The 13,397-nt window shown below is 67.2% G+C and carries 10 protein-coding genes and 1 pseudogene; 5 read left to right on the forward strand and 6 right to left on the reverse strand.

Annotated elements, in window-relative coordinates; translation table 11 throughout:
- Both WBB14_RS14115 and WBB14_RS14120 read right to left on the reverse strand, forming a co-directional pair.
- Window positions 1-203, reverse strand: a pseudogene (locus WBB14_RS14115) (hypothetical protein); the annotation flags it as partial.
- A 135-nt stretch (window positions 204-338) separates the two neighbouring features.
- Window positions 339-1,316, reverse strand: coding sequence for a Bug family tripartite tricarboxylate transporter substrate binding protein (locus WBB14_RS14120; RefSeq protein ID WP_424240387.1), 978 nt, complete (start codon window positions 1,314-1,316; stop codon window positions 339-341).
- A 301-nt stretch (window positions 1,317-1,617) separates the two neighbouring features.
- On the opposite strand from WBB14_RS14120, the gene kdgD reads away from it, so the two are divergent.
- The gene (gene kdgD, locus WBB14_RS14125) at window positions 1,618-2,532 is read left to right on the forward strand and encodes a 5-dehydro-4-deoxyglucarate dehydratase (protein WP_424240388.1); all 915 of its coding nucleotides are present in this window, start codon (window positions 1,618-1,620) and stop codon (window positions 2,530-2,532) included.
- A 59-nt stretch (window positions 2,533-2,591) separates the two neighbouring features.
- The gene (locus WBB14_RS14130) at window positions 2,592-3,527 is read left to right on the forward strand and encodes a hypothetical protein (RefSeq protein ID WP_424240389.1); all 936 of its coding nucleotides are present in this window, start codon (window positions 2,592-2,594) and stop codon (window positions 3,525-3,527) included.
- Between the two features lie 12 nt (window positions 3,528-3,539).
- Here WBB14_RS14130 and ilvA read toward each other — a convergent pair whose 3' ends face one another.
- A complete protein-coding gene (gene ilvA, locus WBB14_RS14135; RefSeq protein WP_424240390.1) occupies window positions 3,540-5,126 on the reverse strand; it encodes a threonine ammonia-lyase, biosynthetic in 1,587 nt (528 codons plus the stop codon).
- A gap of 636 nt (window positions 5,127-5,762) precedes the next feature.
- Between ilvA and WBB14_RS14140 the strand changes: the two genes are divergently transcribed.
- Complete coding sequence (locus WBB14_RS14140) at window positions 5,763-7,991, forward strand: NADP-dependent isocitrate dehydrogenase (protein WP_424240391.1); 2,229 nt, start codon at window positions 5,763-5,765, stop codon at window positions 7,989-7,991.
- A gap of 78 nt (window positions 7,992-8,069) precedes the next feature.
- Here WBB14_RS14140 and WBB14_RS14145 read toward each other — a convergent pair whose 3' ends face one another.
- The 3 genes from WBB14_RS14145 to WBB14_RS14155 form a co-directional block, all read right to left on the reverse strand.
- Window positions 8,070-8,714, reverse strand: a complete 645-nt coding sequence (locus tag WBB14_RS14145; RefSeq protein ID WP_424240392.1) for a VTT domain-containing protein — start codon at window positions 8,712-8,714, stop codon at window positions 8,070-8,072.
- Window positions 8,715-8,787: 73 nt separating this feature from the next.
- Window positions 8,788-10,428, reverse strand: coding sequence for an ArnT family glycosyltransferase (locus tag WBB14_RS14150; protein ID WP_424240393.1), 1,641 nt, complete (start codon window positions 10,426-10,428; stop codon window positions 8,788-8,790).
- Between the two features lie 102 nt (window positions 10,429-10,530).
- On the reverse strand, window positions 10,531-11,328 hold the full coding sequence (locus tag WBB14_RS14155; RefSeq protein WP_424240394.1) for an ABC transporter permease: 798 nt from the start codon (window positions 11,326-11,328) through the stop codon (window positions 10,531-10,533).
- A gap of 348 nt (window positions 11,329-11,676) precedes the next feature.
- On the opposite strand from WBB14_RS14155, the gene WBB14_RS14160 reads away from it, so the two are divergent.
- Both WBB14_RS14160 and WBB14_RS14165 read left to right on the forward strand, forming a co-directional pair.
- Window positions 11,677-12,648: a helix-turn-helix transcriptional regulator gene (locus WBB14_RS14160; RefSeq protein WP_424240395.1), complete on the forward strand. Its 972-nt coding sequence runs from the start codon at window positions 11,677-11,679 to the stop codon at window positions 12,646-12,648.
- Window positions 12,649-12,792: 144 nt separating this feature from the next.
- A partial coding sequence (locus WBB14_RS14165; protein WP_424240396.1) for an MFS transporter occupies window positions 12,793-13,397 on the forward strand: 605 nt, incomplete at its 3' end.

Here is a 13,397-nt window from a genome sequence, read left to right on the forward strand (position 1 = left end):
CTGCCCGCGGTGGCGCAGCCCGTGCCCAGGCAGGGCTCCTGACTGGCGCCGGGATTGACGAGCCGGGGGCATGACGTACCGACGCAGGCATCCGGTATGACGCGGGCCGAAGGCGGGGGCTGGGGAACCGCAGGTCCGCCGCCTTGCGCGGCGGCGGATCCCCAGAAGGCCGCCAGCAGCGCGGCTGCCCATGGGATTTTCATGGCTGCATGCCCTGCCCCTGATATGCCGCGATGAGGATTGCGCGACTGGCGACCCGCGTCGCGCCGGGGCTGGGACGGGCGCGGGACAGTCCCAGTGTGCCCCCCGCGTTACTGCCTGTCCAGGCAGGCCCTGCCTCAATCCAGCCGGATGTCCGCGCTTTTCACCACCGAGGCCCAGCGGGCGCGTTCGCTGTTGAAGAACTGCGCCAGTTCGGCGGGATTGCGGGTCACGATTTCGGCGCCTTGCTCGTTCAGTTGCGCCTTCACGTCCGGTTGGTTGACGATTTGCGCCATCAACTCCGACAGCCGGATGGCGACCGGATCGGTCGTGGTCACGGGTGCCATCACCCCCTGCCAGGTGCCGGACTCGAAGCCGGCCACGCCCTGTTCGGAGATGGTCGGGATATCGGGCACCAGCTGCATGCGTTCACGCTTGGAGATCGCGATCGGCCGCAGCTTGCCGGCCTTGATGTGGGGCAAGGTGGCCAGCAACCCGTTCATGATGACCTGGGTCTGCCCGCCTATCGTGTCCGTCACCGCCTGCGAGCCGCCCTTGTACGGCACGTACTCCCACTTCGCGCCCGTGGCCTGCTGCACGGCCACGGCGGCCAGGTGCGGCGCGCTGCCGATGGCGGTCACGGCGAAGTTCAGGCGCTGCTGCTTCGACAAGGCCACCAGCTCCGGCACCGTCTTCGCCGGCACGTCGGGATGGACCGCCAGCACGTGGGGCGAATAGGCCAGCATGCCGACCGCGCGCAGGTCCTTGGACGGATCGAAGGACAGCTTGGTGTACACGGACGGGCTGATCGCCAGCGCGCCCACGTCGCAAAGCAGCACGGTATGGCCTTCCTGCGCCGCCTGCACCACCAGGCCGGCGCCCAGGTTGCCGTTGGCTCCGGGCTTGTTCTCGACCACCACGGTTTGCTTCAGGGCGTCGGCGAGGCGCGGCGCCAGGATGCGGGCGATGATGTCCGAGGACCCGCCGGGCGGGTAAGGCACGATGATGCGGACCGGACGCGTCGGCCAGTCGCCTGACTGCGCCCATGCCGGTAGCCACGGCGACAGGCAAAGCGCCGCGGCGCCGCCCAGGAACTGTCTCTTGCTCGGGTTCATGGAGTCTCCTCTGGATTGTCTGGCGGACGGGCGCGAGCGCCGGCGCCTGCGCCAATCTCCAGATCGACTCAAAACGCACCCGTCCCAACCTCGTCCGACTTTGTGCAAGTCATCGTACAACTACGAAAATATTTTTGGAAAGAAGAATCTATTGGCATCGGGTATGCACCTATGATCCGGCCAATTTGTTGGGTTATCTACCTTGAATCGACATATTCCATGTTGTACGATGACTTAATTCTTTCACCAAGCGGCCGGCAGACTCCTCCCTGTCGATGGCGCCCCAACGGATCAACGCGACATGACCACCCCGCAGGAACTCAAGCAGATCGTTTCGGAAGGCTTGCTGTCTTTCCCCGTCACCGACTTCGACCAGAACGGCGACTTCAACGCCAGGTCCTACGCGCAACGCCTGGAATGGCTGGCGCCTTACGGCGCGACCGCGCTGTTCGCCGCAGGCGGCACGGGAGAGTTCTTCTCGCTGGCGGCCGAAGAATACGCCGACGTCATCCGCACCGCGGTGCAGACTTGCGCCGGCAAGGTCCCCATCCTGGCCGGCGCGGGCGGCCCGACCCGCACGGCCATCGCCTATGCGCAGGAGGCCGAGCGGCTGGGCGCCAAGGGCATACTGCTGTTGCCCCATTACCTGACCGAAGCCTCGCAGGCGGGCATCGCCGCGCACGTCGAACAGGTCTGCAAGTCCGTCAAGATCGGCGTCATCGTCTACAACCGCGCGCAGTCGCGCCTGTCGGCCGACTCCTTGGCGCAACTGGCCGAGCGCTGCCCCAACCTGGTGGGCTTCAAGGACGGCGTGGGCGACATCGAGGCCATGGTGCGCATCCGCCGCAAGCTGGGCGACCGCTTTTCCTACCTGGGCGGCCTGCCCACGGCCGAGGTCTATGCCGCCGCCTACCGGGCGCTGGGCGTGCCGGTCTACTCGTCGGCGGTGTTCAACTTCGTGCCCGGGACGGCGATGGAGTTCTACCGCGCCGTCGCCGCGGGCGACCATGAGACTACCAACCGCCTGCTGGACGATTTCTTCCTGCCTTACCTCGACATCCGCAACCGCGTGCCAGGCTATGCGGTCAGCATCGTCAAGGCCGGCGCCAAATTGGTCGGCCACGACGCCGGCCCGGTGCGCGCGCCGCTGACGGATCTGCGGCCCGACGAGCTGGAAATGCTGGACGCCCTGATCCGCAAGCTCGGCCCGCAGTAAGGGGCTGCCCCTGGCGGTGGTATATATAGGCCCGTCCAGCCACCCCAGGGAGTCCGCCGATGGCGCGTCGACGCAGCCTCGCATTTCTGCTCAGCATGCTTGCCGCGCCGGCGGGCGCGGCGGTCATCTACGACAACCATGGCCTGATGGTCGAAGCCGCCACCGGCAGCCGCAGCGACTGGAACACCGGCCAGCGGCAAACCACCCGCGCCACCACCATCACCTACCAGGGCAAGCCGCTGTGCGGCAAGGACGTCGGCGCCCTGCTCTATCCCGATGGCCAAAGCATCGAGGCCCGCGCCTTTTTCTGCGCGTCCACCGCCAAGGCGCTGGAAACGGACGCCGTGCTGGCCTACTTCACCAGTTCCAGCGGCAGTACCGTGCTGACGCAGCTGCGCGTGGCCAACGGCGCGCTGCGGGTCCAGCGCCTGGCCTTGTCGGCCAAGCCGGAGCGCGACCGCATCTCCACCACCCGCTTCGAGGACGCCCGCCTGCCGGGCTGGACGCGCGTCCAGACGTCCTGGAACGAGACCGTATTGATCCGTCACGCGCCGCTTGCCGCCCTGAACCTGGGTCCGGGCAAGTTGCTGGACGTGGCCGATGGCGTGGCCTATCTGGCCGTGCCGCCAAGCAGGGACGCGGTCGAGATCGAACCTACCAAACGGGTCAAGGACGCCGACGGCTACCTGCAGATCGTCCCCGCCATCACCAAGTTCGTGGACACCCCGATGGCATTCCGCGCCGTGCGCATGAGCGACGGCCGCGAACTTGCGCGACTGGATGTCAAGGACGCCTGCCTGCGCCTGCCCGCGATCCAGTTCGACCGGCCGGACCCGCAGTCCAAGTCCTCGGCCGCGCCCGACGTGGCCTTCGATGACGTGCCGGCCTGGCGCGCCGCCACCTTGCAGCTGACGCAGGCGGCGCAGGGACGCGCCACGCTGCGTCTGCTGCCGGGCGCGGCGCTGCCGCGCAAGCCCGGCTGCACGCCGGGTTGAACCCAAGCGCGCTCAGATCAGGAACTGGCGGTAGGCCTCGTTGCCGGTTTCCTCGGTATGGGCGTAGCCCAGCTGCCGCAGGAACGCGTCCAACGCCGCGCTGTCGGCCAGCGGCGCCTGGATGCCGACCAGCGCCGAGCTGAACTCCGTGCCCTGGTTGCGGTAATGGAACAGGCTGATGTTCCAGTTGGGCGCCATCTCGGACAGGAACTTCATCAGCGCGCCGGGACGCTCCGGAAACTCGAAGCGGAACAGGCGCTCGCCGGCCGCCAGCGGCGAGCGTCCGCCCACCATGTAGCGGATGTGCTGCTTGGAGACTTCGTTGTGGCTCAGGTCGCCGACGGAGAAACCCTGCTCCTGCAACGCCGCCGTGATTTCCGCCGCGTCGCCGCGCCGCGCGATCTGCATGCTGACGAAGATGTGGGCGGTGCGCGCGTCGGCGATGCGGTAGTTGAATTCCGTCACGCTGCGCTGGCCGATCACGCGGCAGAAGCGGCGGAAGCTGCCGCGTTCCTCCGGCACCGTCACGGCGAAGACCGCCTCGCGCGCCTCGCCCACCTCGGCGCGGTCCGCGACGAAACGCAGGCGGTCGAAGTTCATATTGGCGCCCGAGGTCACCGCCACCATGGGCAGGCCCTGCACGCCTTCGCGTTCCACGTACTTCTTCAGCCCGGCCACCGCCAGCGCGCCCGCCGGCTCCAGCACGCTGCGGGTGTCCAGGAACACGTCCTTGATCGCCGCGCAGACCGCGTCCGTATCCACCAGGATGATCTCGTCCAGGTATTCACGGCACAGGCGGAAGGTTTCCTCGCCCACCAGCTTGACCGCCGTGCCGTCCGAAAACAGGCCGACCTCGGGCAGATTGACCCGCTCTCCCACCTGCATGGACAGGGACATGGCGCAGGAATCCTCGGTCTGCACGCCGATGACCTTGACGCTCGGGTCCACCGCCTTGATGTACGTCGCTACCCCCGCCGCCAGCCCGCCGCCGCCGATCGGCACGAAGACGGCGTGCAAGGGGCCGGCATGCTGCCGCAGGATCTCCATGCCTACCGTGCCCTGGCCGGCGATCACATAGGGATCGTCGAATGCCGGGATCAAGGTCAGGTCCTGCGCGTTCGCCAGCTTCTGGGCATGGCCAAAAGCGTCGCTATAGGAATCACCCGCCTGCACCACCGTCACCGTGGGGCCGCCATGCGCCTTCACTGCATCCACCTTCACCTGCGGCGTGGTCTGCGGCACCACGATGATGGCGCGCACGCCCATCTTGGCGGCCGAGATCGCCACGCCTTGCGCGTGGTTGCCGGCCGACGCCGTGATCACGCCGCGCTCCAGCGCCGCCTGCGGCGTGTTGCGCATCTTGTTGTAGGCGCCGCGCACCTTGAAGGAAAAGACCGGCTGATTGTCTTCGCGCTTGAAGTAGACCGGGTTGCCCAGCCGCGCCGACAGGCCGCGGGCGCGATCCAGCTCGGTTTCTCGGGCAATGTCGTAGATCCGGGCGGTCAGGATCTGCCTCAGGTATTCCATCGGCGAGGCACGGCCGTCCTGGAATGCGGTCGTTGCAGCGGTCTGCTGGGTGGCTTGCGGGGTGTGGTGCATCTGGCTCTCTGCTTCGGTGTGCTGGCCCGGCAGAGGCGGCCACAAAAAACCCGCCTCTTGGGGCGGGTGGCTGTGACTGTTGCGGTCGCGCGCTAACCCACCATTCCAGGAATGATGGTAATAATCAGCGAAATGCGGACGGCGCGGAAATTCATGGGGACATAGCTTCCTCCTTGCACGGCGGTTTGTCAAACGCATTCCGGCGCCTGGCAGGCTCACAAATAATACGTCCCCGTTTAATTTTCCAGCGATTGTGCCTATAGCCCGGCCGAATCCGCGGGTTTTGCTGCGCAGCAGGCGTAGCACGGTATTACAATGGAAGGTTCGTGGCAGTCGCACTTCCCCAGGCGGCCCAGGATCTTGCCGGCAGCGCCGGCACGGACGCCCAGGCCAGCCATAAAAAAAGGGGCAGGCGCCAGCCATGTTGGGCAGACGCTTACCGACCATTTCCTCCGGGCGCGTCCGCTTAGCCGCCCGCCTCGTCGTTTGCTCAGACCCAGGACGGCAAAGCGAACGCGTCCAGTGCCGGTCGCGCGCCTGCCCATACGAACCCACTCTCCGACAACATCTACCGGCTTCCGGCCGCATAGCATGTTCGGGTTTGCGCCTAGCGCCTGCCGAACAGATTCAAGGATCATGTCTCTTACTCCGAAGATTATCTATACCCTCACCGATGAAGCTCCGGCGCTTGCAACCCGTTCGCTGCTGCCCATCGTCCAGGCTTTCGCCAAGCCCGCAGGCATCACGGTCGAGACCCGCGACATCTCGCTGGCCGGCCGCATCATCTCGGTCTTCCCCGACTACCTCGAAGACAGCCAGAAGCTGGGCGATGCCCTGTCGGAACTCGGCGCGCTGGCTGTCCAGCCCGAAGCCAACATCATCAAGCTGCCCAACATCAGCGCCTCGATGCCGCAGCTGAAGGCCGCCATCAAGGAACTCCAGGACCAGGGCTACAAGCTGCCCGACTACCCGGACGCCCCCGCCAACGACACCGAACGCGACGTCAAGGCGCGCTACGACAAGGTCAAGGGCAGCGCCGTGAACCCGGTCCTGCGCGAAGGCAACTCCGACCGCCGCGCCCCGCTGTCGGTCAAGAACTACGCGCGCAAGCACCCGCACAAGATGGGCGCCTGGTCGGCTGACTCCAAGTCGCACGTGGCCCACATGAGCGAAGGCGACTTCTACGGCACCGAAAAATCGGCGCTGATCGCCGAAGCCGGCGACGTCAAGATCGAACTGACCGCCGCCGACGGCTCCAAGACCGTCCTCAAGGAAAAGACCCCGGTCAAGGCCGGCGAGATCATCGACGCCGCCCTGCTGTCGACCGCCAAGCTGAAGTCCTTCCTGCAAGCGCAGATCGACGACGCCAAGGCTGGCGGCGTGCTGTTCTCGGTGCACCTTAAGGCCACGATGATGAAGGTCTCCGACCCGGTCATCTTCGGCCACGTCGTGTCCGTGTTCTATAAGGATGTGCTGGCCAAGCACGCCGACGCGCTCGCGCAAGCCGGCTTCGATCCCAACAACGGCATCGGCGACCTGTACGCCAAGATCCAATCCCTGCCCGCCGACAAGCAGGCCGAGATCACCGCCGACATCGACGCCGCCTACAACACCCTGCCGCAGCTGGCCATGGTCAATTCCGACCGCGGCATCACCAACCTGCACGTGCCCAGCGACGTCATCGTCGACGCGTCCATGCCTGCCATGATCCGCGACTCGGGCAAGATGTGGAATGCCGAAGGCAATCTGCAAGACACCAAGGCCGTGATCCCCGACCGCAGCTACGCCGGCGTCTACCAGGCCGTCATCGATGACTGCAAGCGCAACGGCGCCTTCAATCCGGTCACGATGGGCAGCGTGCCCAACGTCGGCCTGATGGCCCAGGCCGCCGAGGAATACGGCTCGCACAACAAGACCTTCGTCATCCCCGCCGCCGGCGCCGTGCGCGTCACCGACGCCTCGGGCAAGGTGCTGCTGGAGCAAGCCGTCGAAGCCGGCGACCTCTGGCGCATGTGCCAGACCAAGGACGCCGCGGTGCAGGATTGGGTCAAGCTGGCCGTGGCCCGCGCCCGCGCCACCAAGACGCCCGCCGTGTTCTGGCTGGACGAGAACCGCGCCCACGACGCGCAGATCATCGCCAAGGTCAAGCACTACCTGAAGGACCACGACACCAGCGGCCTGGATCTGCGCATCCTGAGCCCGGTCGAGGCCACCAAGTTCTCGGTCAAGCGCATCCGCGAAGGCCTGGACACCATCTCGGTGACCGGCAACGTGCTGCGCGACTACCTGACCGACCTGTTCCCCATCATGGAACTGGGCACCAGCGCCAAGATGCTGTCGATCGTGCCGCTGGTCGCTGGCGGCGGCCTGTTTGAAACCGGCGCCGGCGGTTCCGCGCCCAAGCACGTGCAGCAGTTCCTGGAAGAAGGCTTCCTGCGCTGGGACTCGCTGGGCGAATTCATGGCCCTGGCCGAATCGCTGGACCACCTGGGCCGCAGCTACGGCAACGCCCGCGCCCAAGTGCTGGCCAAGACCCTGGACCTGGCCACCGCCAAGTTCCTGGACGAGAACAAGTCGCCCGAGCGCAAGGTCGGCGGCCTGGACAACCGCGGCAGCCACTACTACCTGGCCCTGTACTGGGCCCAGGCCGTGGCCGCGCAGACCGACGACCGCGCACTGGCGACCCTGTTCGCGGCGCCGGCCCGCGCGCTGGCTGACGGCGAGGACAAGATCCTGGCCGAACTGAAGGCTGCCCAGGGCAAGCCCGTCGACATCGGCGGCTACTACCAGCCCAACGAAGCCCTGGCCAGCCAGGCCATGCGCCCCAGCGCCACGCTGAACCAGGCCCTGGCCTCGATCGGCTAAGCGCCTGCCGCGCAACACGGCGGCAACGAAAAGGCCGGCACCCCTAGGGGCTGCCGGCCTTTCTCATTGAGCGGACTCCTACTGCTGCGATTCGCGATGGCGCAATTGGCGCACCTGCAGGAACTGCAGCGCGACCGGAATCAGCGACAGGCCGATGATGATGAGCGACACCCAGTGCAGATTCGCCCGCACCCAGGAGATCGAACCCAGCCAATAGCCGGCCAGCAGCATCGACGAGCACCACAGGACGCCGCCGATGACGTTGTAGGCATAGAAGGTGCGACGCGGCATCTGCGACAGGCCGGCGACAAACGGCGCCAGGGTACGCACGATGGGCACGAAGCGCGCCACGGTGATCGTCATGGCGCCGTAGCGGGCGAAGTACGCCCGGGCGCGCGCCATATGCTCAGGCTTGACCCAACGGCTGCGGGCAAGCCGCTGGCCCCAGGAAGACGCCCCTATCGTGTAGTTCAACGCGTCCCCGGCAATGGCCGCGGCGATGATCGTCGCCAGCGAGATAGCGGGATCGATGCCAGCCAGCCCGAGGAACACCCCAGCGGCGAACAGCAGCGAGTCGCCCGGCAGGAACGGCATCACCACCAAGCCCGTCTCCACGAAGATGACGGCGGCGATGATCGCGGTGCCCAGGACCCAGTTCTGCGCCAGCAAGGCCATCAGGCCATGCTCGCTGGTCAACCAGGAAAATAGTTCGGGAATGCTCATTGTCGGATCCACGATGCTTGATGGTTTGCAGCCATTCGGAGGCGGAGGCCGCGCGTCGCGGCCCCGCACTTGGTCAGGGTTTGGGCGCGAGCGGAGTGGCCTGGCTCGCGGCCGGGAGGCCGCCACACATGCGCTGGCGGAACGCCGCGTCGATATCGATGCGCCATATCGTCCGCCTATCGCTGGAGAGCCGTGGCGTCACGCCATTGAGGACAGGGTATCTGGCGGCATCGTCGTCCCGGCCCCAGACCCAGAAGCGCGAGCCGTCGGCTGCCGCGCACATGCGTACAGGCATGTCGTCGGCGCCGATCAGGACGCGCTTGCCCATGGCGGGGTCGAACTTCGCCGCGTCGTACAGCTCCTTGCGCCAGTTGTCCCGCGTGGGGATCTCGGGATTGCTCCAGTCGTCGACAATCCAGGCGGGTTCCCGGGCCTGGGTATAGAAACCCAGGTCGAAGGGCAAGGTATGCAGCGCCATGTGGATGTCCTGCGGCTGCATTTCCTTACGCAGATCCGCCGCCAGCGGCCCCGCGCTGCCGCGCGGATTCGACGCGGCGACGATGATCGCGGCCAGGCAGATGACGACGGCCACCCCGGCGGCGATCCAGGCGCCGCGCCGCCTGCCGGCTGCCCATGCGGGCGCCAGCCGTTCGCTGATCAAGAAAGCCAGCGGCGGGAACACTGGCAACACATAGCCGATGAGCTTGGAATGCGGAATCGAAAAGAACACGATCACGACCGCTATCCAGATCGCCGCCAGGCGCCGCAGGCCCTGCGGGTCGGACTCGCGCCAGTACGCCGGCTTGAAGATCGATACGGCCCAGATCGACCACGGCAGCGCCAGGCCCGCCACGATGGGCAAGTAAAACCAGAACGGCTGGGCATTGTTGAAGCCGCCCTGCGAGAAGCGCTCGAACTGCTGGTAGACGAAGAAATACTGATAGAAGCCCGGATACCGCAGCTCCATCAGCCAGAACCACGGCACCGCCACCGCCGCGAAGGCCAGCAAGGCCGGCGCCCACAGCAAGGCGCGCACGCCCGGCCAATCGCGCCGCAACAGCAGCCAGGCCAGCACCATGGCGCCCGGCAATGCCAGCCCAATCAGCCCCTTGGCCAGCACCGCCAGCGCCGCCATTACGCCCGCGGCTACCGACATGGCGCGGAACGGCCGCCCGGCGGCGCGCCGCAAGGCGGTATCGGCCGCGGCCAGCACGCACAGCGTGATCATGCTGGCCACCAGCATGTCCATATTCGCGAACTGGGCGGCGCCGAAGAACAGCGGCATCATCCCCAGGATCACCACCGCCCAGCGCGCCTGGGCGGCATCGCGGTAGCGCGACACGAAGGCGTAAAGCCCCGCGCCCGCGCCCCAGGCGCCCAGCAGCGACGGCAGCCGCGCGCTGAATTCATTCACGCCGAACAGCGCGTAGCTGATCTGGGCCAGCCAGTAGTACAGCGGCGGCTTGTGGAAATACGGCATGCCGTCCAGCAAGGGCACCATGGGCGAGTTGCTGCGCAACATCTCCCAGGCCACGCCCGCGTAGCGGCCCTCGTCGGGCAAAGTCAACCAACGCGCCCAGGCCAGCGCGCCCAGCCACAAGGCCAGGCACGCCAGCACCAGCCAGCCCGGCCAGGCGGTGCGGCGCGCCCAGAGGCGGCGCTGAACGCAAGCAATATGCTGCGGGGGTACTACAGAACGGGACGCTAGTCGCATGAGGTTCCGGAAAGTGTTCAGGGAAATGCAAGATTGCGTGCAGTATCGCCAAGCGCGCGTCAAGCTTTCATGAAATTTCCGGAGAAATAGCGCCCAGGGACGCTATCCCGGATGCAGCCGGTCCAGCCTGAGCCGCCCGCGCTCGTCCGTCAGCCGGCGCATGGCGCCGTAGGCCGCCGCCATGGCCGCCATGGCGCTGGCGCCGCACAGCAGGAACATCAGCAGGATCTGGTACTTCGCGGCGTCTATCGGATCCATGCCGGCAATGATCTGGCCGGTCATGATGCCCGGCAGCGTGATGATGCCGGCGGCCGACATCTGGTTGATGCTGGGCACGATGCCGCGCCGCACGGACTCGCGCAGCAGGGACGAAAACGCCTCGTGCGCGGTCGCACCCAAGGCCAGCCGCGCTTCGATCGCCAGCTTCTCCCGCCGCGCGCCGGACAATACGCCGTCCAGCGCCAAACTGGCGGCGTTTAGCACGCTGCCCAGCACGATGCCGATCAGCGCAATGGTGTAGCGCGGGTCGTACCAGGGGTCCGGACGCAGCGCCGTGTTCAGGATGAACAGCACCGTGATGACGGTGGTCCCCGCCACCGCCATTGCGCCAACCCAGCCATTGCCGCGCTGCGCCAGCCGGGCCTTGGGACGCGCGGCCACTTCCCTGGCCGCCAGCGCCATCATCACCGCCACCACCAGTGCCGTCAGCCAGGGCGCGGCATGCGCGAAGACAATGCGCAGGATGTGGCCGACCAGCAGCAGTTGCACCACCGTGCGCAGCGCCGCCCACAGCACCTGCCGCTGCAGGTTCAGCCGCAGGGCGAAGGAGATGCCGGCGCTGAGCAGCACCAGCAAGGAAGCGATGGCCAGATCCGCGGCCTGCAGCTTGATCACGTCCATAGCGGCTCCAGCCAGCCCTGCTCGATGCGCCAGGAACGGTGCGGCGGACGCTGGGCTCGGGCGCGCTCCGTGCAGAGGTCGCGCAACGTGAGCGGCGGGCAAGAGTGGAAAGAGGTATTGGGCATGGGAACAGATATTAGATGAGCATGCGGCTGAAATCCGGTTGAAGCCCGGTCCGTATGCGCGCCGCCGCGCGGCATGGGTACGCCGGCCTGCAACGCGGCGCCTCGATCCGGCGCTGTCCGGGCACCCTCGCCATGCCGCCGAATCAATGCGAATATATGCTATTCTCATTTAGGCTCCGCCACCTCCCCTGGCCCACGCCCGGAGGCTCAACCCGCAGCGCGAGTGACGCCATTGAATCCTTCCCATCCCACAGTCCGATTCACCGTCGCCGATTTCAACCGCCTGGGCAGCCATAACGGTTTCCGCTACCAACTACCCGGATTCGACGCCAAGGGCGTTGATCCGGACGCTGTCTGCATTGCCGAAGGCCGCGTCGAGGAACATGCGATCCGCCCCGGCCTGACGTTGGTCATGTCCGACGTGCTGGTGCATCACCATTACGAATCGACGTCACTCATGACGCCCCGCTTTTCGGCCATCGTCATGCTGCAAGGGCAGGCCCGGGCGCGCATCGGGCGCCACGATGACCTGCCTCTCACCGCCCGGAGCGGCGTCAGCGCCGCTTACGGCGACACGGTCGCCATGACCGGCATCCACCCCGCCGGCCAGCGCCTGCGCAGCGTCAACCTCTCGCTGTCCGAACCGGACGGCGCGGACGACGACCAGATCAGCAACCAGATCCGCAAAGCCCTGCGCGCGCCCGCCTTCCGGCTACGGCGCTGGCAGGTTCAGGCGCACCTGATGCAGGCCATCGAACACCTGCTGGAATGCCACTGGAACGATCCGCTGCAGGCGATGCTGCGCGAGGGAGTCGGCGCGCAGCTTCTGGCGCATGCGCTGGCTTCGCTGGATCAGCAGGAACCCGAGACCGGCGCGCTGTCGCAGCGCGACCGCCAGTTGCTGGAGCGCGTGCGTGAACGGCTGCACAGCGCGCCTGGCGAGGAACACACGCTGGACGATCTGGCGAAGCTGGCGTGCATGAGTCCCAGCACCCTGCGCGCCAAGTTCCGCGCCGCCTACCAATGCTCCGTCTTCAGCTGGCTGCGCGAGCGCCGCCTGGAGGTCGCCCGCGAACAGCTGGCTCGGGGCTGCAGCGTGCAACAGGCGGCCCACTCCGTGGGCTATCGCCATGCCACCAATTTCGCCACGGCGTTCCGCGAGCGCTACGGCGTCGCGCCCAGCGAACTGAATTGAGCGAGGCCGCCGCGAGCGCCCCCGCCCCCGGCTTTCGGCAGCGCCCATTGCTCTTGCGGCGTTGCCCATTCATCCGATCACGACTTGCGGGCCACCATGAGGCCACGCTTCCCGCCCCGGGAAGCTCCTGCCCTGGATGCGCCCGTGCCTCGCCCCGACACCCCGACTTCGTTTCCCCTGATGGTGCTGATGCTGGGCCTGCTGGCCTGTGTCGCGCCGGCCACCATCGATGCCTATCTGCCCGCCTTCGCCGCGCTGGAGCGGGAATTCGGCGTGCCGCAAGAAACGGTGCAATTGACCCTGGGCGTCTACATGTTCTGCTACGCGGCGATGCTGCTGCTGCATGGCACGCTGTCGGATTCTCTGGGCCGGCGCCCGATCGTCCTGATAGCGCTGGCCTGCTACATCGGCAGCAGCGCGCTGGCCGCCGCCGCGCCTGGCTTCGGCTGGCTGCTGGCGGCGCGGGCGTTGCAAGGCTTGTCCGCCGGCGCCGGCGTCGTGGTGGGCCAGGCCATCATCCGCGACTGCTACGCGGGCTCCACGGCGCAACGCGCCATGTCCTATCTCATCCTGGTGTTCAATCTTTCGCCGGCGCTGGCGCCCATCGTCGGCGGCCAGTTGGCGGCGCAGTTCGGCTGGCGGTCCGTCTTCGTGATGCTTGCCATGCTGGCCGCGGCCGCCTGGCTGCTGTGCGCCTGGCGGCTCCCCGAGACGCTGCCCGCCGACCGGCGCCGGCCGCTGTCCTGGCG

This window comes from Achromobacter sp., assembly GCF_049647645.1.
Classification (GTDB): domain Bacteria; phylum Pseudomonadota; class Gammaproteobacteria; order Burkholderiales; family Burkholderiaceae_B; genus Achromobacter.

What these genes read in the sequence shown, in the direction of transcription:
- ilvA (WP_424240390.1), bottom strand. Translation starts at nt 5,126, where the DNA reads ATGCACCACACCCCGCAAGCCACCCAGCAGACCGCTGCAACGACCGCA.
- WBB14_RS14140 (WP_424240391.1), top strand. Translation starts at nt 5,763, where the DNA reads ATGTCTCTTACTCCGAAGATTATCTATACCCTCACCGATGAAGCTCCG.
- WBB14_RS14130 (WP_424240389.1), top strand. Translation starts at nt 2,592, where the DNA reads ATGGCGCGTCGACGCAGCCTCGCATTTCTGCTCAGCATGCTTGCCGCG.
- kdgD (WP_424240388.1), top strand. Translation starts at nt 1,618, where the DNA reads ATGACCACCCCGCAGGAACTCAAGCAGATCGTTTCGGAAGGCTTGCTG.
- WBB14_RS14155 (WP_424240394.1), bottom strand. Translation starts at nt 11,328, where the DNA reads ATGGACGTGATCAAGCTGCAGGCCGCGGATCTGGCCATCGCTTCCTTG.
- WBB14_RS14120 (WP_424240387.1), bottom strand. Translation starts at nt 1,316, where the DNA reads ATGAACCCGAGCAAGAGACAGTTCCTGGGCGGCGCCGCGGCGCTTTGC.
- WBB14_RS14150 (WP_424240393.1), bottom strand. Translation starts at nt 10,428, where the DNA reads ATGCGACTAGCGTCCCGTTCTGTAGTACCCCCGCAGCATATTGCTTGC.
- WBB14_RS14145 (WP_424240392.1), bottom strand. Translation starts at nt 8,714, where the DNA reads ATGAGCATTCCCGAACTATTTTCCTGGTTGACCAGCGAGCATGGCCTG.